Here is an 18,796-nt window from a genome sequence, read left to right as displayed (position 1 = left end):
CGATGACCGAACCCCTTCGCGTCGCCGTCCTCGACGACTACCAGGGCATCTCCGAGACCGTCGACTGGTCACCGATTCCCCGGCCCGCCGACATCACGTCACTGCGTGAGCACATCGCTCCCGGCCCGGCTCTGGCCGAGAAGCTGGCCGGCCATGAGGTCGTGGTCGCGATGCGGGAACGCACCCCGATCGACGCAGCCCTGCTGGCCCAGCTGCCCGACCTGAAGCTGCTCGTCACGACCGGCCCGTTCAACGCCGCCATCGATGTCGCCGCCGCACACCGTCTCGGTATCACCGTCTCGGGCACCGGCGGCGCCGTCACCCCGACCGTGGAGCACACCTGGGCGTTGATCCTGGGACTGCAGCGGCACCTGGTCACGGAAGATCAGCGCATCCGGAATGGGCTGTGGCAGAGCACCATCGGCAGTGATCTGCACGGGGCGACGCTCGGACTGGTCGGGGTGGGCCGGATCGGTAGCCGGGTCGCCGCGATCGGCAAGGCGTTCGGCATGAACGTGATCGCGTGGAGTCCCCACCTCACCGACGAGCGCGCCGCCAAGGCCTGCGTGGTCCGCGTGGAGCGGGAGGCACTGTTCGCCGATGCCGACGTGGTGTCGCTGCACATGGTGCTCTCCGAGACCACCCGCGGTCTGATCGGTGCCGCCGAGTTGGCTGCCATGAAGCCGTCGGCGGTCGTGGTGAACACTTCCCGCGGCGGCCTCATCGACGAAGCGGCATTGGTGGAAGCTCTGCGCGGCAAACAGATTCGCGGTGCCGCCCTCGATGTCTTCCAGCAGGAGCCGCTGCCCTCGGCGCACCCGTTGACCGCCCTGCCGAACACGCTGCTGACCCCGCACCTCGGCTACGTCACCGAGGGTGTGATGACCATCTTCTACCGTGACATCGTCGAGGACATCGCGGCCTACTGCGCGGGGTCTCCGCTGCGTCTACTCAGCGCGTAGGTCACGAAAAAATTCCCTTTCGCAAACAACTGTGAGGTATCTCAACATTCCTTAATGGAACGTTGATGATCCACTAAGGGCCTGTTACGTTCAGCCGATCAAACGCAGGTCGGATGGGGTTTCCGTCGGCGTGCGCCGATCCGGAAAGGGTGGAATGACCGTGGCTGCGGTGTTTCGGCTGGCGAGTCGCTTCTGGATTCCATTGGTGCTCGTGGCCGCCCTGGCGGTCAGCGGATTCGCGATGAGCCGCATGCACGGAATCTTCGGCACCCACATCAACACCGAACCGGGACAGTCCGCAGGCGACGACATCGTCGAGTTCAACCCGAAGCGCGTCGTCTACGAGATCGAGGGCCCCAGCGGCACCAGCGGCCACGTCAGCTACCTGGATGCCGACGCCCAACCCCACACCGAGAGCTTCACCTCGCTGCCGTGGCGGCATGAGGTGGTCACCACCCTGCCGACGGTGTTCGCCAACGTGGTTGCCCAAGGAGATAGCGAAGTGATCAGCTGCCGGATCGTCGTCAACGGCGAAGTCCGCGACGAGCAGACCGTGAATCAGCACGACGCCCAGGCCTTCTGCTTGGACAAGGCCGCCTGATGGGCAACCACGAACACAGCGGCTCGGCAGTGAAGAACGCCGACCACAAGGGAATCGCCCGCGTCATCCGCGTCGCGGCGATCCCGATCATCCTGGCGTGGGTCATCCTCGTCGTCGTCCTCAACGCGCTGATCCCCCAGCTCGAGGTCGTCGGCCACGAGCACGCCGTGTCGCTGTCCCCGCAGGACGCGCCGGCACTGGTGGCGATGAAAAAGATCGGCGAGCGCTTCGATCAATTCGACTCCGACACCATCGCGATGGTGGTGCTGGAGGGCGAACAGCCGCTCGGCACCGAGGCCCATCACTATTACGACGAGCTGGTCCGCACCCTGCAGGCCGACACCGAACACGTTCAGCACGTGCAGAATTACTGGGGCGACCTGATCACCGCCGCGGGGTCCCAGAGCACCGACGGTAAGGCGGCCTACGTCCAGGTCAACCTCGCGGGCAACCAGGGCGAGACACTGGCCAACGAATCGGTCGCGGCGGTCCGCAAGATCATCGACGAATCTCACCCGCCCGCGGGGGTGAAAGCCTATGTCACCGGCCAGGGTCCGCTCACCACGGACATGAACGAAGCCGGCGACAAGAGCATGGTCAAGATCACCTTCGTCACGATCGCGGTGATCGCGGTGATGCTGATCGTCGTGTACCGATCGATCGCCACGATGCTGCTGATGCTGATCGTGGTGCTGCTGGAGATGTCGGCCGCTCGCGGTGTCGTGGCGGCCATCGGTCACGCCGGCCTGCTCGGCCTGTCGACGTTCTCGGTGAGCCTGCTGACCTCGCTGGCCATCGCCGCCGGAACCGACTACGCAATCTTCCTCGTCGGCCGATATCAGGAGGCTCGACAGAAGGGCCAGGAACGAGAAGCGGCCTACTACACCGCATTCCACGGTGTCGGGCACGTCATCCTCGGCTCGGGCCTCACCGTCGCAGGCGCCATGCTTTGCCTGCATTTCACCCGGTTGAACTACTTCAGCTCCATGGGCATCCCGAGCGCGATCGGCATGTCCGTGGTGGTGCTGGCCTCTCTCACCCTCGCGCCGGCGATGTTGGCCGTTGGCAGCCGGTTCGGCCTGCTCGACGCCAAGCGCGAGATCCGCTCACGCGGTTGGCGCCGCCTGGGCACCTCGGTGGTGCGCTGGCCGGTTCCCATCCTGGCAGCGGCCATCTCGGTGGCGCTCGTCGGCCTGCTGGCCCTGCCGGGCTACCAGACCTCCTACAACGAGCGGCTCTACATCCCCAAGGACCTGCCGTCCAACGTCGGATATGCGGCCGCCGAAAGGCATTTCACCGCCGCTCGGATGAACCCCGACCTGTTGCTGGTGGATGCGGGGCGCGACCTCCGCAACCCCGCCGACATGATCGTGCTGGACAAGATCGCCCGGGAGCTGATCCGGGTGCCCGGCGTCGCCCGCGTGCAGAGCATCACCCGCCCGTTGGGGCGTCCCATCGCGCACAGCTCCGTGCCGTTCCAGGTGAGCATGCAGTCGGTGTCGATGACCGAGAACCTGCAGTTCCTGCGGGAGCGCATGGGCGACATGAACACCCTCACCGATGATCTCGGCCGGATGATCGCGATCATGGAGAACATGCTGGGCCTGATGAGCCGGATGACCGACATCACCCACGAGCTCACCGCGAGCATGAACGAGATGCAGGCCAGCACCAACGAAATGCGGGATCACATGGCTGATTTCGATGATTTCATGCGGCCGCTGCGCAACTATCTGTACTGGGAACCACACTGCTACGACATCCCGATGTGCCATTCGATGCGCTCGATGTTCGACGGACTCGACGGCATCGACACCATGACCGAGACCCTTTCGGAATCGGTGAAGAACATGAACGACATGGACCAGCTGATGCCGCAGTTGGTGGCGCAGCTGCCTCCGATGATCGCCATCTCGAAGTCCATGCAGGGCACGATGAAGACGATGTTCAGCACGTTCAACGGGCTGGTGGACCAGATCGGCAAGATGACCGACACCGCGTCGGTGATGGGCCAGGCGTTCGACGATGCCCGGAACGACGACTCGTTCTATCTGCCGCCCGAGGCCTTCGACAACCCTGACTTCAAACGCGGGCTCGCCCTGATGGTCTCGCCGGACGGCCAGGCCGCGCAGTTCATCATCACCCACGACGTGGATCCGGCCACCTCCGAAGGTATTTCGCATGTCGACCCGATCCTCAAGACCGCCAGGGAGGCGATCAAGACGACGCCGCTTGCCGACGCCAAGATCTACCTCGGCGGCACGGCAGCGACCTACAAGGACATCCAGGTGGGCGCACAGTGGGATCTGCTGATCTCGGCCTGCGGCGCGATCACGTTGATCTTCATCGTGATGCTGTTGATCACCCGCGCGCTGATCGCGTCGTTCGTCATCGTCGGCACGGTGATCCTGTCCCTGGCCGCGTCGTTCGGCCTGTCGGTCCTGGTGTGGCAGTACCTGCTCGGCATCGATCTGCACTGGATGACGCTGGCGTTCTCGGTCATCATCCTGCTGGCGGTGGGATCGGACTACAACCTGCTGGTGGTCTCGCGAATGAAGGAGGAGATCGGCGCGGGCATCAACACCGGCATCATCCGGGCCATGGGCGCCACCGGCGGCGTGGTCACCGCGGCCGGCCTGGTGTTCGCATTCACGATGGCGTCGATGGCGACGAGCGATCTGATCGCCATCGGGCAGGGCGGCACCACCATCGGTCTGGGCCTGCTGTTCGACACTCTCGTGGTTCGCTCATTGATGACACCGACGATTGCCGCGATCCTCGGCCGCTGGTTCTGGTGGCCACTGCCGGTGCGTCAGCGTCCGGCGCGTTTCCTCTCCGATCGGACTGCACCGATACCGGTGGCGAGAATGTCGTAACCCGCGTCGATACCATCGACGGATGAGCACAGGCGAGCTCTCGGCCACCCAGGCGCGCACCCGTGGTGCGATCATCGAGGCCGCCGCCGCAGTCCTGGCTGACGACCGGACCGCCACGTTGCCTGATATCGCCAAGGCGGCCGGGGTCGGCCGCACCACGGTGCACCGCTACTTTCCCGACCGGGAAAGCCTGATCAACGCGACGATTCTCGATTCGGTGCAGGTCGTGACCAACGCCGTGGCCGCCGCCGCACCGGAGGACGGCTGCGCGATCGAGGCGATGCGACGCGTCATCAACGCGATGATCTCGGTCGGCAACCGACTGTTGTTCCTTTTCGACGACCCCAACGTCCTTCGTGGCCTGCCACCCGAGGCGGTGCCCGACAACAGCTATCTGACCGGCCTGATCGAACGCGGCCAGGCCGAAGGGGTGTTCGATCCGGAATCGAGCACACAGTGGCTCGAACACGCGCTCTACGGTTTGGTCATGTGGGCCTGCCAGGACTCCAAGGACGGCCTCATGCCGCAGCATGCGGCCGCCCCCGCCGTCATCCGTACCTTCGAGCGCGGGGTGCGCTGCCGCGATTGACTCCCCGCGTGTGGGGATCACCGTCGCCAGAACAGGTGATGGGTCACCGCGCCACCTGGACTGGGCACCACATCGTGGTGGTAGCGGTCGTTCAGCTCGTCGGGCGACTCCCAGAGCCGAGAGCCACTGCCCAACTCGGTCGGGGACACCGCCACGTGCAGGGTGTCGATCAGATCGGCATCGAGGAACTCCCGGACGGTGCTCGCTCCCCCGCCCAGGCGCACGTCCTTGCCCTGCGCAGCGGCCCGAGCCTGCTCCAGCACAATCACCGGATCGCCGTTGACGAAGTGGAACGTGGTGTCGGACAGGGTTAACGACGGGCGCGGATAGTGGGTCATCACGAACACCGGCGTATGGAACGGCGGCGTGTCACCCCACCAGCCCTGCCAGTCGGCGTGGTCCTCCCAGGCGCCGCGGTACGGGCTGAACTTGTTGCGGCCCATGATCTCGGCACCGATGTTGTGATGAAAGTCGCGCGTCAGGTAGTCGTCGAGGCCCCGACTACCGCCCGGCTCGGTACGGTTGGGCCAGCTCGCCGTGGCACCGGCCCAGGCGAACATCGTCCCCGGATCGGCGTGGCCGAACGGACGCTCAAAGCTCTGGTTCTCGCCTGCACCGAATCCGTCGCCGGACACATTGAAATTCTGGACTTTGAGCAGCTGGGCCACGTGTTCTCTCCCGTTCGGTCAGCAATGGATGCTGATTGGACTCGGAACGAGGGTAGAACTCATCGCGCGGCCCGCGCGGTCACCGCGCGGACTCCAGTTGGCGACGGACCTCCAGCCGCCGGAGTTTCCCCGACGACGTGCGCGGCAACGATCCCGGCGACATCAGCACGACGTCGGCCGGCGTCACGCCGCACACCGACACGATTCGCCGGATCACGGCGCTGCGGGTGGTGTCCTGCTCGGTGCCGACGAATTCCGCCGCCACCAGCAGTCGCGATTGCGCGGCGCCCGATTCCGTGCCGACCGCGACGACCGCTCCTTCGCGGACGCCGTCCACCTCCCCTGCGACCTGCTCGATCTCGGTAGGAAAGATGTTGCGTCCGGCGATGGTGATCATCTCCTTGGAGCGCCCACAGATCACCAGCGCTCCGTCGACGAGATAGCCGATGTCGCCGGTCGGGAACCACTGACCGTTGCTGCCCGCGTCGAGGGGTGCATCGCCCAGGTAGGACGTCATCATCGACGAGCCCCTGATCTCGACCTCGCCGGATGCACCGGTCTCGTCCTGTGCAGAGGGGACGATGCGAATCTCCATACCCGGTACCGGCCGCCCCAACAAAGCAAGGCGCCGGTCGGTGTCCGCCGCGTCCGGAACGTCAATGCGCAGACCCTCCCCGGGCGCGGGAATGGTGACCGCACAGGTCGATTCGGCCATCCCGTAGCTGGGCGCCATCGCCGCCGCGTCGAAGCCGAACCTGCTCATGCCGATCGCGAATCGATCGACGCCGGCACAGTCGACGGGCTCACCGCCGTTGATCGCGATGCGCACGGCACCGAGATCGACATCGGACACGCGGTTGGCGAAGCGGCCGAGCACCGAGTATCCGAAATTCGGTCCGGCGGTGAAGGTCGCCGACGATTCGGACAGCCATTCCGCCCACCGCAGCGGCGCCGCCGAGAACGCACCGGTCGGGGCCAGCCACAGCGGCATCCCGGACATCGTCGACGCCAGCAGCATCGCCAGGCCCATGTCGTGATAGATCGGCAACCAGGAACAGCAGACATCGTTGCGGCTCAGGGACAATCGCTGCGTGACGGCCAGCATGTTGTTGAGCACGGCCTCCGGCGCCAGCATCGCGGTGCGTGGGGAGCCGGTGGACCCGGCCGTGCCCTGCAGGATCGCGACGTCGGCATGGTCGGGGTACACCAGCTGCGCCGATGTGGGTGTGCGCGCGGCATCGGAGATGTCGCACACCGTCAGCGGCGAGTCCACGGTCCGCAACAGTTCCAACGTACTTCCGTAGCTGAACACCGTCGTCACGCCGATCCCGACGAACCGGGACAATGTGGCGTGGGCCCATTCCGAAGGTTCGGCGCGCCGCTGCGGCCGCGGAAGGATCGACACTCCCACCCCGGCGAGCCACGAACCCTGAATGGCGGCAACAATTTCCACGGTCGGCTCGCCGACCAGCCCGACCGCGCCGGCCCGGTCCCGGCCCAGCAGATATGCCGCGATGTGTTCGGCGATGCCGTGCACCTCGGGCCACGGGAAACGCTGCCACGTGTCGGTGTCGCGATCCAGGACCACCAGGTCGTGCGGTGAACCGACCATCGCCTCGCGCAGGGCGCCTGCGAGCGGGTTCACGCTGCGCTCCTGCCGTCGATCGCGGTCTGCAGATCGCCCACGGTGCGGCAGCTGATGAGGTCTTCCTCGCTGAGCTGCACACCGAACTTCTCCTCGATCGCCACCAGGCCGACCGCGAACGAGACACTGTCCATGCCGAGGTCGTCGACCAGACGTGTACTGGCGCTGAGCGATTGGCACGGAAGTTCGAGATCGTGACGAAGAATGGAGACCAGCCCGTCGGTCACGGCGGGCGATGCGGATGAATCGGTCGAGATCATATGTGAATACCCGGCCGGCCGACGAGACCGGCCTCACCTTTCGTTTGCGGTACGGCTTCAGTTGATTGCATTGGGACCGGCTGTCGGACAGCTGGTTTGGGTTGAGCAGGATTCAAGACATCCATTTGCGGGCGGTGTCCCGGTCCAGTTGGTAGAGCGCCATCCTGCGGTTGGACATCTCGTGCTCGCCGAGGAACCGGCACCCGGCGAACTCACACAGGCCACGCACGGTGGTGTTGCGGTGGTCGGGGTCGAACATGATCCGGCGACAATCCGGATCGGCAGCCAGGACGCTCGCGACGATCTTGGGGAGCAGCAGCGGACCGAGACCCCGGTTGACCAACTCTTCATCGGCGATCGCGCCGTGCAGACCAAGATCGCGCGGTTCGCCGGCGTACCGGTTCGCGATGGAATCTTTGGCTGCACGGTAGATTTCGATGTACCCGCGATCAACTCCGCCGATGCTCAGGACCAGTGGCAGCGAATAGTCACCGTCGACCTGGGCTTTCAGATGCTTGCGCCAGCGCTCGACCGGCCAGTCATACTCCCAGGCCCTGGCCAGGTGGGGCCGATTCATCCACTCGGCGATCATCGGGGCGTCGTCGTCGGAGGCCACTCGGATGTCGCTCGGCCGCAACAGTTGTGGGACCGGCGGACCCGGAGTGCGACGCACGGCCTCGGAAAGGTTCTTCAGTTCTCGTGGCAGCACCGGATAGTCCGCGGTTGACGTGTTCGTCACGTCAACCGCCGCGTTCTGTCGACCATGATGCCAGTTGCGCTGTACCGCAACACTTCATCCCACGTCAAAGCCACATCCCCCTGTCTCCGACGCAGATCGGGGGCGCCACCTACGTGTGGGCGCCGCACTCAGATCCGCAGCCTCCTTGGACCAGCGACGTGAGACTAACCAAAACTTTTCTGATGATGGGGCGTCCCTTTCGACACACAAACCGGGCTCACATGCGACCCACAACTGCCGTCAATATCTGGACAGGCTTCAAACACGCATTACAACAGCACTTTTCGTGCCACGGGGAGATGCCGAAGGCTTCGGACCAAGCCGCAGCACACCTTGACTCGCGGCGCCGGCCGGGACGCTGCGATCGCGGTATCTCCGCGAACGCCTCTGTCAACCCAGCGGGGTGATTGTGGTCGCCTTTCTCCGCCAGCGGCACGTCTCAGCCAATTCCCCACCGATGCACCCGCGTCAGACGTGGGCTATCCCACACTCGCGGCGCACTAACCCACGACGACGAGGAGGTCATTGCCCTCGACTTGAGCGGTCCGTGCGACCGCGATCCTGGTGACGGTGCCGGACGCGGGCGCGGTGATGGCCGCCTCCATCTTCATCGCCTCGATGGTGGCGATGCCTTGACCGGCTTCGATGGTGTCCCCCTCGGCAACGTTGACCGTGACGACACCGGCGAACGGAGCGCCGACGTGCGCCGGGTTCGTCCGGTCAGCCTTCTCCGCGATCGGGAGCTGGCCGGCGATGCTGCGATCGCGCACCACGATCGGCCGTAGTTGCCCGTTGAGGAGGCACATCACTGTCCGCATGCCGCGCTCGTCAGCTTCGGAGATCGCCTCGAGTCCGATCAGCAACTCGACGCCGGGCTCCAATTTGACCCGGTGTTCTTCGCCGTGCCGGAGGCCGTAGAAGAACTGATTGGCGCTCAGTCGTGAGGTGTCGCCGTACTCGTCGCGATGCGCTTCGTACTCCGCGGTGGGTCCGGGGAACAACAGCCGGTTGAGCGCCGCCTGCCGCTTGGGACCTGGTGCAGCCAAGACGGATTCGTCCTCAGCGGACAGATCCGGTACCCGTCTGGCCGGACCCCTGCCGTCGAGCGTCTTGGTGCGTAGAGGTTCCGGCCAGCCGCCCGCGGGATCCCCGAGTTCGCCGCGCAAGAAGCCGATCACACTGTCTGGGAGGTCGTAGCGGGCCGGATCCGAAGCGAACTCCTCGGCCCCGATGCCCGCCCCGACCAATGCCAATGCCAGATCCCCCACCACCTTGCTCGAGGGGGTGACCTTGACCAGTCGGCCCAACATCCGGTCAGCGGCAGCGTAATTCGCTTCGATGTCCTCGAATCGGTCGCCCAATCCCAGTGCATTGGCCTGCTGTCGCAGGTTACTCAGCTGGCCACCGGGGATCTCGTGGGTATAGACGCGTCCGGTCGGGCACGGAGGACCCGACGCCGCGACATCGAATGGCGCATAGACCTTACGGAGCGCCTCCCAGTACGGCTCGAGGTCACACACGGCGTCCAGTGACAGGCCGGTGTCGAACCGGCTGTGGGCGGCAGCTGCCACGATCGCTGACAACGCAGGCTGGCTCGTCGTGCCTGCCAACGGGGCTGCGGCGCCGTCGACAGCGTCGGCACCAGCGGTCCACGCCGCGACGTAGGTGGCCAGTTGCCCGCCCGGAGTGTCATGGGTGTGTAGATGCACCGGGAGGTCGAACCGCGATTTCAAGGCGGTCACCAGGGTGGCAGCGGCAGGTGCACGCAGCAATCCGGCCATGTCCTTGATCGCGAGTACATGCGCACCGGCGTCGACGATCTCCTCGGCAAGACGCAGGTAGTAGTCCAAGGTGTAGAGGTTTTCGCCCGGGTCGGACAGATCACCGGTGTACGACATCGCGACTTCCGCGATGGTCGTGCCGGTATCGCGGACCGCGTCGATGGCCGGTCGCATCGAATCCACGTTGTTGAGCGCATCGAAAATCCGGAAGATGTCGATCCCGGTTGCCGCTGCCTCATCGACGAACGCCCGGGTCACATTCTCCGGATATGGCGTGTAGCCGACGGTGTTCCGGCCGCGCAACAACATCTGCAGGCAGATGTTGGGTAGTGCTTCGCGCAAGGCCGCCAGCCGCTCCCAGGGATCCTGCTTGAGGAATCGCAGCGAGACGTCGTAGGTGGCACCGCCCCAGCACTCGACGGACAGGAGTTGCGGCATCGTCCGGGCGATGTAGGGCGCGACCCGCAGGAGCCCACTGGTGCGCACTCGAGTGGCCAGCAGGGACTGATGGGCATCGCGAAAGGTGGTGTCGGTGATGCCGATAGCACGACTGTCGCGCAGCCAGGCGGCGAACCCGTCCGGCCCGAGCTCGGTCAGGCGCTGCTTTGATCCCGAAGGCGGGACCACGCTCAAGTCGCACGCGGGGAGCTTGTCCCGGGGGTACACCGCCGACGGTCGTGGACCGTGGGGCTGGTTGACGGTGACATCGGCCAGATAGCTGAGGATCCTGGTGCCCCGGTCAGCGCTGCCGCGTGCGGTGAGCAGCTCGGGACGTTCTTCGATGAACGAGGTCGTCACCCGCCCCGCGACAAAGTCGGGGTCCTCCAGAACAGCGGCCAGGAACGGAATGTTGGTCGATACTCCACGAATCCGGAATTCCGCGGCCGCACGTCGTGCCCGCGCTACTGCCGTCGAGAAGTCACTACCGCGGCAGGTCAGCTTCACCAGCATCGAATCGAAATGTGCCCCTACCTCGGCGCCGAGGTGGGTTCCGCCGTCCAGTCGGACGCCGGCGCCGCCCGGTGACCGATATCCGGTGATACGTCCGGTGTCGGGACGGAAGCCGTTCGACGGGTCCTCCGTGGTGATCCGGCACTGCAACGCAGCGCCGCGAATCTTCAACGCGTCCTGCGTGAGTCCGAGATCGGACAGCGACTCCCCGTCCGCGATGCGCAGCTGACTCGACACCAGGTCGACATCGGTGACCTCCTCGGTCACTGTGTGCTCGACCTGAATCCGCGGGTTGCACTCGATGAAGACGTGCTGTCCCCGCTCATCGAGCAGGAACTCCACCGTACCGGCACACGAGTAGCCGATCTGACGAGCAAACGCCACCGCGTCGGCACAGATCCTTTCCCGCAGTCCGGGATCCAGGTTCGGGGCGGGTGCCACCTCGATGACTTTCTGGTGACGCCGTTGCACACTGCAGTCACGCTCGAAGAGGTGGATCACGTTGCCCTGTGTGTCGGCCAGGATCTGCACCTCGATGTGGCGCGGGTTGAACACCGCCTGCTCGAGGAACACCGTGGGATCTCCGAACGCCGACTGCGCTTCCCGGCTGGCGGCCTCGATCGCCTCCCGCAGTTCGACCGGCTCGCTGACCCGCCGCATCCCGCGGCCGCCGCCACCGGCGACCGCTTTGACGAACACCGGGAAACTCATCGATTCGGCGGCGGCCAGCAGTTCCTCGACCGAACTCGACGGGGCAGACGACGCAAGCACCGGAAGTCCGGCCTTGCGGGCCTCGGCGATGGCGCGGGCCTTGTTGCCGGTCAGCTCCAGCACGTCGGCCGAAGGCCCCACAAACGCGATACCGGCCCGGTCGCATGCCCGGGCCAGCTCGGGGTTCTCCGAGAGAAACCCATAGCCGGGATAGACCGCGTCGGCGCCCGCATCTAGAGCGACCCGGACGATCTCGTCGACCGAGAGATAGGCCCGGACCGGATGTCCTTCCACACCTATCTGATACGACTCATCGGCCTTCAGCCGATGCTGAGAATTGCGGTCCTCGTACGGATAGACCGCTACCGTTGCGAGACCGAGCTCATAGGCCGCGCGAAACGCGCGGATCGCGATCTCACCTCGGTTGGCGACCAGAACCTTGTCGACCACTGTTTCCTTCCAGAGCTTCTGTGTGCTACGCCAAGGCCCGCTGCGGATGACCGCTGTAATCACTGAGCGGCCGAATCAGCGCGTTGGACGCTGCCTGTTCCATGATGTGAGCGGTCCACCCGGTGATTCGGCTCATCACGAAAAGTGGTGTGAAGCTGGGGATGTCGAAGCCCATCAGGTAGTAGGCCGGCCCGGTCGGCAAGTCGAGATTCGGCTTGATCTTGGTGGCCGCGAACATCGCGCTCTCCAACACGTTGTAGATATCCAGCCACTGCTGTCCGTCGCGCACCGCAGCGACCTGTCGCAGGGCCGCCTTCATGGTGGGCACCCGGGAGTCGCCGTTCTTGTAGACCCGGTGACCGAACCCCATCACCTTGTCCTTGCGGGACAGCTTGCCGTGCAGCCATTGTGCGGCCCGGTCGGCCGAACCGATCTCGAGCATGTCGTGCATGACGGCCTCGTTTGCACCGCCGTGCAACGAGCCCTTCAACGCGCCGATGGCAGCCGTGACCGCACTGTAGATGTCGGACTGGGTGGAGGTGACGACGCGCGCCGCGAACGTCGAGGCGTTGAAGCTGTGCTCGGCGTAAAGCACCATCGACTGCTCGAAGGCGTTCACGATCACCGTATCCGGCACCTCGCCGAAGCACATGTGCAGAAAGTTCTCCGCGTAGCCCATGTGGCTGTGCGGGCCGATCGGTTCCAACCCGCGCCGCCGGCGCATATCGGCAGCGACGATGGTCGGGAGAACCGCGAACATCCGCAGCGACTTGGCAAAGTTGGCCGACGGGCTGCTGTCGTCCTCCTCCGGGTCCTCGGCACCCAGGTAGCTGATCGCCGTGCGCACCACGTCCATCGGGTGACAGTTGTCCGGCAGCTTGGCCAACAGCGACTGCATCGAACGGTCGATGCGACGCGAGGCTCGCTCCCGCTGGGTGAACAGGGCCAGTTCCTGATCGGTGGGCAACTCGCCGTACCACAGCAGGTAGGCCACCTGCTCGAAGCTGCGGTGGGCAGCGAGGTCCTGCACCGGATAGCCGCGGTAGGTCAGGGTGTTGGTCTCCGGCACGACCTTGGAGATGGCGGTGGTGTCGACCACTACGCCGGCCAGGCCTTTGTAGATTCGGGGCGCGGCCGAGTCTTTGGCGGTAACGGTCATGACGTCGCCCCCTGCAGCGAGAAGTTGTAGATATCGGAATCGAACTGGTTGTAGTCGGTGTAACGCAGCAGCTCGTAGAGCCGGCTGCGGTGCTGCATCTGATCGACGAGCCCGGATTGGGTTCCTGCCGAGGCGATTTCACGCAGTCCGAGTTCGACAGCGTGCATCGCCAGTCGCAGCGTGGTGACCGGGTAGATCACCGCGTTGTAGCCGATGTCAGACAACTGTGCAGCGGTGAGTAGTTCGGACTTGCCGAACTCAGTCATGTTGGCCAGCAGCGGAGTGTCGACGGCCTCCCGGAACTGCTCGAAGTCCGCAGGAGTGTGCAGTGCCTCGGTGAAGATCAGGTCCGCACCGGCGTCGGCATAGGCCTTCGCGCGGTCGATCGCCGCTGGGATCCCCTCGATACCAGCGGCATCGGTGCGGGCGCAGATGATGAAGTTCGGATCTCTGCGGGCCGTGACGGCCGCCCGCAGCCGCTTGATCATCTCCGAGGTCTCGACCACGGCCTTGCCGTCGAGATGCCCGCACCGCTTGGGATTGACCTGGTCTTCGAGGTGCAGTCCCGCCAAGCCCGCGTCTTCGAGCAGCGTCACGGTGCGCGCCGCGCTCATCGGCTCGCCGAACCCCGTGTCGGCATCGATGAGCGTCGGAAGGTCAGTGGCCGAGGCGATCTGGGCGCCGCGGCCCGCCACTTCGGTCAGCGTCGTCAACCCGATGTCCGGAAGGCCCAGATCTGCGGACAGGACCGCGCCGGATACATAGACGCCGTCGAAGCCGATCTCGGCCACGAGCTTGGCCACCAGCGGAGCGAACGCACCGGGCAAGCGCAGCAGCCGGCCGGATTCCAGCCCGCGGCGGAATGTTCGCCGCTTCTCGGCGGCCGGCGTGACCGCGCCGAGCAGCCCTGTCATCGCAAGCCCTCTCTCTTCGCGCAAGCGCTCATCGCAAGCCCTCTCTCTTCGCGCAAGCGCTCATCGGAAAATCCCCGAGGGGACCGTCGGTGCCTTGTCCAGCACCCTCGGATCGACCCGGACATTGAGGGCGCCGAGGCCGCCGGACTTGGTCGCCGAAACACTCTCGACAGCGTTCAGGAACCGTTGCTGCTCTTCGGCTTCGACGACACCGTCGGCCAGGTCGGCGAACTTGCCGACGTACCGGTCGCGTTCGAAGGGACGGGCGCCCAGCGGGTGGGCGTCGGCGACAGCGAGTTCGTCGACGATCGTCTCACCGCTCTTGAGGGTGACGACGGCCTTGGCTCCGAATGCCTTCTCGGCCGGGTCGTCCGAGTGGTAGCGCCGCGTCCATTCCGGATCCTCGACCGTGGAGATCTTGCGCCACAGCTCGATGGTGTCGGGTCGGTGCGCCCGCTCGGGGGCATAGGACCGCTCGTGGTGCCAGGTTCCGTCCTGCAGCGCGACGGCGAAGATGTACATCACCGAGTGGTCCAGCGTTTCGCGGGACGCGTCGGGGTCGAACTTCTGCGGATCGTTCGACCCCGTGCCGATCACCACGTGGGTGTGGTTGCTGGTGTGCAGCAGGATGGTGGCGATCTGGTCCAGATCACCGATGCGCTCGCGCATCCGCCGAGCCAGGTCGATCGGCGCCTGGCTCTGGTACTCGGCCGAATGCTCCTTGGTGTAGGTGTCCAGGATGGCGCGTTTCGGCTCGCCCGGTCCGGGCAGCGGAACCCGGTACGTGTGCTCGGGCCCGGCGAGCATCCAGGCGATCACGCCGTCCTCACCTTCCCAGATCGGGGCCGGCGAGCCCTCGCCGCGCATCGCGCGGTCCACGGCCTCGATGGCGACCTTGCCGGCCCACGCCGGCGCGTAGGCCTTCCAGCTGGAGATCAGGCCCTTGCGCGACTGTCGGGTGGCGGTGGTCAGGTGCAGGGCCTGACCGATTGCGGCGTAGATGGTTTCGGGATCGAGCCGCAGCATCGTGCCCAGACCGGCGGCGACGGAGGGTCCCAGATGGGCGACGTGGTCGATCTTGTGCCGGTGCAGGCAGATTCCCTTGACCAGGTCGACCTGTACCTCGTAGGCGGTGGCGATGCCGCGGATCAGGTCGGCGCCGCTCACGCCGAGCTGCTGGGCCACGGCGACCATGGCGGGGATGTTGTCACCCGGGTGGGAGTACTCGGCGGCCAGGAAGGTGTCGTGGAAGTCCAGTTCGCGCACGGCCACGCCGTTGGCCCAGGCCGCCCATTCGGCTGAGACCGTGCCATCGACACCGAACACTCCTGCGCCGCGGTGTGTCTTGTGCGCGAGCGCCTGGGCGCGGGCCACGGTCACCGGGCGGCGGATCACCGACGCGGCCGACACCGCGGCGTTGTCGATGATGCGGTTGATCACCATCGCCTCGGTTTCGGGCGGGACGGCTACCGGGTCGGCGGCAACCTCGGCGATCTTCCAAGCCAAGTGCTCGGTGCGCGGAAAGTCCTCGGCGCTGCGGCGTGTTCTGACGTCGTGTTCAAGCATGATCCGCACGGTACGCAGCTGCGACCATCAGGGAAACCACCTGTAAATGCGTATTTTTGTGTCCTTTGGCGGCCATATTTGCGAATCTTGTGAAAGCTGATCGGGGTAGCCTCGGCAGTGGTGAGCAAGACATTCGCGGGGGCCCGTCTCCGCCGGCTACGGGACGAGAGAGGCCTGACCCAGGTCGCGCTGGCCCGTGCGCTGGGGCTGTCGACGAGCTACGTCAACCAGCTCGAGAACGACCAGCGGCCGATCACCGTCCCGGTGTTGTTGGCCCTGTCCGACCGCTTCGATCTGCCGACCCAGTACTTCGCCCCCGATGCCGACGCCCGGCTGGTATCCGACCTGCGCGAAATCCTGGCCGACACCGCCACCACCGCCCAGATCGAAGAGCTCGTCGCGCGAATGCCCGAAGTCGGCCAAACCATGGTCAGCATGCACCGCCGCCTGCACGATGCCTCTGCGGAGCTAGAGGCCGTGCACGCGCGCGCCAACCTGGATGCGCAGGCGGATGCGCAGCAGCCCATGCCATTCGAAGAGGTGCGCGACTTCTTCTACGACCGCCGCAATTACGTCGATGCGCTCGACCGCGCCGCCGAGGACCTCTTCGCCCGTCATCGCCTGCAGATCGGCGGCCTCGACCGACAGCTCACCGAGCTACTGTCCTCGGAGTACGGCATCAGGGTGATCGTGGACGACGGAAAAGTACTGGGCCCCAGTGTGAAACGTCGGTACCTGCCCGAGGCAGGCACGCTGTACGCGGCGCGGTGGCTGCTGCCCGGCCAACGCGCATTTCAGCTCGCCACCCAGATCGCCTTGGTGACACAGTCCGACCTGATCAGCGCCGTCGTCGCCACCGATGACCAATTGAGTTCAGAGGCAAGGGAGGTGGCGCGGATCGGGCTGGCCAATTACTTCGCCGGCGCCCTGCTGCTCCCCTATCGGATGTTCCTGTCCGCCGCCGAGGAGTTGCGTTATGACATCGACCAGCTCGCCCGTCGCTTCGAGGTGGGGTTCGAGACGATCTGCCACCGCTTGTCCACGCTCCAGCGCCCGGATGCGCGCGGAATCCCGTTCATCTTCGTCCGCACCGACAGTGCGGGAAACATCTCGAAACGTCAGTCCGCCACAGCTTTTCACTTCTCCCGGGTAGGTGGAAACTGCCCACTCTGGGTGGTGCACCACGCGTTCTCCCGGCCCGGCGAATTCCTGACTCAGGTGGCGCAGATGCCTGACGGCCGCAGCTACTTCTGGATCGCGAAAACATCGGTCTCCGCCCCGAGCCGATACCTGGCAACGCCCAAGAGTTTCGCCATCGGCCTCGGTTGCGACCTGAGCCACGCCGGCAAGCTGGTGTACTCGGTGGGCATCGATCTGAGCGACCCCGAAGCCACCGTGCCCATCGGTGCGGGCTGCCGGATCTGCGACCGCCCGGCCTGCCCGCAACGGGCCTTCCCGTATGTGGGCAGGCCAGTCCACGTCGACCCACAGACCAGCAGCAATCTGCCCTACTCACCGTCAGCCTGAGCAGATGTGCGATCCGGCAGGTCAATGCGGGACAATGGCCCGGTGGACTGCGTGGTGGCACGAGAGGCGCTTTCGGCGCGCCTCGACGGGGAGCGTGAACCGGTCCCCTCTGCTCGTGTCGACGAGCATCTGCGCGATTGCCGCGACTGTGCCGCCTGGTACGACAAGGCGGGAGCGCAAGCCCTGCTGCTACGCGATCTGGCCAACACCGGATTGATCGGCACCGTGAGTGGGCGCGCCGACCGCGGCAACACCGCGCTCGGAGGGCTCGGACATTGGCTGCGCCGGCACTGGCTGACCATCGCGATCGTCATCTTCGGTGTGGCCCAGGTGGTCCTGGCGGTTGCCCAGGCCGTGGGAATGAATTTCGGCATGGTCGCCGCGCATCATGGATCGGCCAGCGGAGCCCACCTGCTCAACGAGTCCACGGCATGGTCGGCTGCACTCGGAATCGCCACCGTGGCAATGGCTTTCCGTCGGCGTATCGCCCCGGGTCTGGCCTGCGTGCTGGTGATCTACTGCGGATTCCTCGCCTATTACGTGGTGTCCGACGCGATCGCCGGTCAGGTGACACCGGTCCGCGTCCTGAGCCACCTTCCGGTGGCGGTGGCGGCGGTCCTCTCGGTCCTGGCCTCGCGTGCCACCCGTCCCGATGATCCGTCGCCCAGAGCACGTGGGGACGACGACGAAGCGGATCCGGGTGCGCCCACCCGTCGCCATCTGCGCGCGGCCGACGACCCCGCCGCCTGAACCGCTACAACATGACGCCGAACATGATCGCCATGCCGGCCGCCATCATCGCCCGGCACAACGTGCCGAACTGCGAGAACGACGACGTTCCCACGTGCTGCTGACGTGCCGCGAAGTACCGGTACAGCCAGACCAGCGCGGCCAGCACGAAACCGATCGTCAACAGCCAGTTGATCGCCGGGATCCACAGCGGCTGCACCGGCATCGGCTCCATGGCCATCGCCGTCCCGCCGCCGTGGTGGCCGGCCGAGTGCATCGCGGCCATGTCATGGCCACCCCCGGCCACGGTTTCCGTACCGCGCGGCAGAAGGTTGTCGGTCATGGCGGCATACATCCACGCCATCGCCAGCATCATCGCGGCGTGATAGCCGTCGACCAGGCGGCTTTGCGTCGCCGCAGAGCGCAGCACGCCGACCGCGAACCAGACGGCGGCGGCCAGGAAGAAGAACATCGGACCCACGGTCGGCAGCTGCGCGCCGCGGGGCCAGGCCATCACCACCATCGCGACGGCCATCGTCAGGTGAAGCACCTGACCCACCGCGACGGCCGGCCTGCCCCGGGAGTTCGCCAAGGCGTAGGCGCATTCGGCAGAGCTGAGGGCGAACAGCACCGTTACCACCCACCGGAGCGCGAGATCGGCGATCATT

Annotated in this window: 15 protein-coding genes; 6 read left to right on the top strand and 9 right to left on the bottom strand. The window is 65.8% G+C overall.

Annotation, left to right across the window (positions count from 1 at the left end; translation table 11 throughout):
- Nucleotides 1–2: 2 nt before the first annotated feature.
- The 4 genes from G6N57_RS16380 (at nt 3) to G6N57_RS16365 (ending at nt 5,028) form a co-directional block, all read left to right on the top strand.
- The gene (locus G6N57_RS16380; protein WP_077741433.1) at nt 3–962 is read left to right on the top strand and encodes a D-2-hydroxyacid dehydrogenase family protein; all 960 of its coding nucleotides are present in this window, start codon (nt 3–5) and stop codon (nt 960–962) included.
- A 154-nt stretch (nt 963–1,116) separates the two neighbouring features.
- The gene (locus G6N57_RS16375; RefSeq protein ID WP_077741434.1) at nt 1,117–1,563 is read left to right on the top strand and encodes an MmpS family transport accessory protein; all 447 of its coding nucleotides are present in this window, start codon (nt 1,117–1,119) and stop codon (nt 1,561–1,563) included.
- A complete protein-coding gene (locus G6N57_RS16370) occupies nt 1,563–4,439 on the top strand; it encodes an MMPL/RND family transporter (RefSeq protein WP_077741435.1) in 2,877 nt (958 codons plus the stop codon). The genes G6N57_RS16375 and G6N57_RS16370 overlap by 1 nt, the downstream gene beginning before the upstream one ends.
- A gap of 22 nt (nt 4,440–4,461) precedes the next feature.
- Nucleotides 4,462–5,028 carry a TetR/AcrR family transcriptional regulator gene (locus tag G6N57_RS16365; RefSeq protein ID WP_077741436.1) on the top strand — a complete coding sequence of 189 codons (567 nt, stop codon included), beginning with the start codon at nt 4,462–4,464 and terminating at the stop codon, nt 5,026–5,028.
- 17 nt (nt 5,029–5,045) lie between these two features.
- Here G6N57_RS16365 and G6N57_RS16360 read toward each other — a convergent pair whose 3' ends face one another.
- The 8 genes from G6N57_RS16360 to prpD form a co-directional block, all read right to left on the bottom strand.
- Complete coding sequence (locus tag G6N57_RS16360; RefSeq protein ID WP_077741437.1) at nt 5,046–5,696, bottom strand: dihydrofolate reductase family protein; 651 nt, start codon at nt 5,694–5,696, stop codon at nt 5,046–5,048.
- 79 nt (nt 5,697–5,775) lie between these two features.
- The gene (mbtM, locus tag G6N57_RS16355; RefSeq protein WP_077741438.1) at nt 5,776–7,341 is read right to left on the bottom strand and encodes a long-chain-fatty acid--ACP ligase MbtM; all 1,566 of its coding nucleotides are present in this window, start codon (nt 7,339–7,341) and stop codon (nt 5,776–5,778) included.
- On the bottom strand, nt 7,338–7,601 hold the full coding sequence (locus G6N57_RS16350; RefSeq protein WP_077741439.1) for an acyl carrier protein: 264 nt from the start codon (nt 7,599–7,601) through the stop codon (nt 7,338–7,340). The genes mbtM and G6N57_RS16350 overlap by 4 nt, the downstream gene beginning before the upstream one ends.
- A 112-nt stretch (nt 7,602–7,713) precedes the next feature.
- Entirely contained in the window at nt 7,714–8,310 is a 597-nt protein-coding gene (locus G6N57_RS16345) for a GNAT family N-acetyltransferase (protein WP_077742045.1), read from the bottom strand.
- 530 nt (nt 8,311–8,840) lie between these two features.
- The gene (locus G6N57_RS16340; protein ID WP_077741440.1) at nt 8,841–12,233 is read right to left on the bottom strand and encodes a pyruvate carboxylase; all 3,393 of its coding nucleotides are present in this window, start codon (nt 12,231–12,233) and stop codon (nt 8,841–8,843) included.
- A gap of 25 nt (nt 12,234–12,258) precedes the next feature.
- On the bottom strand, nt 12,259–13,392 hold the full coding sequence (locus tag G6N57_RS16335; protein ID WP_077741441.1) for a bifunctional 2-methylcitrate synthase/citrate synthase: 1,134 nt from the start codon (nt 13,390–13,392) through the stop codon (nt 12,259–12,261).
- Complete coding sequence (gene prpB, locus G6N57_RS16330; RefSeq protein ID WP_077741442.1) at nt 13,389–14,306, bottom strand: methylisocitrate lyase; 918 nt, start codon at nt 14,304–14,306, stop codon at nt 13,389–13,391. Before prpB ends, G6N57_RS16335 begins: the two co-directional genes overlap by 4 nt.
- Nucleotides 14,307–14,366: 60 nt before the next feature.
- A complete protein-coding gene (gene prpD / locus G6N57_RS16325) occupies nt 14,367–15,872 on the bottom strand; it encodes a 2-methylcitrate dehydratase PrpD (RefSeq protein ID WP_077742046.1) in 1,506 nt (501 codons plus the stop codon).
- A 120-nt stretch (nt 15,873–15,992) separates the two neighbouring features.
- Between prpD and G6N57_RS16320 the strand changes: the two genes are divergently transcribed.
- Nucleotides 15,993–17,399: a short-chain fatty acyl-CoA regulator family protein gene (locus G6N57_RS16320; RefSeq protein WP_077742047.1), complete on the top strand. Its 1,407-nt coding sequence runs from the start codon at nt 15,993–15,995 to the stop codon at nt 17,397–17,399.
- A gap of 42 nt (nt 17,400–17,441) precedes the next feature.
- Complete coding sequence (locus G6N57_RS16315; RefSeq protein WP_077742048.1) at nt 17,442–18,149, top strand: zf-HC2 domain-containing protein; 708 nt, start codon at nt 17,442–17,444, stop codon at nt 18,147–18,149.
- A 4-nt stretch (nt 18,150–18,153) separates the two neighbouring features.
- Here G6N57_RS16315 and G6N57_RS16310 read toward each other — a convergent pair whose 3' ends face one another.
- Nucleotides 18,154–18,795, bottom strand: coding sequence for a DUF5134 domain-containing protein (locus G6N57_RS16310; RefSeq protein WP_077741443.1), 642 nt, complete (start codon nt 18,793–18,795; stop codon nt 18,154–18,156).
- Nucleotide 18,796: the final 1 nt, after the last annotated feature.

It is taken from the genome of Mycolicibacterium boenickei (assembly GCF_010731295.1).
Lineage (GTDB): Bacteria > Actinomycetota > Actinomycetes > Mycobacteriales > Mycobacteriaceae > Mycobacterium > Mycobacterium boenickei.
Note: the sequence above shows the minus strand (reverse complement) of the source record. Positions and strands in the feature narration are given on the sequence as shown.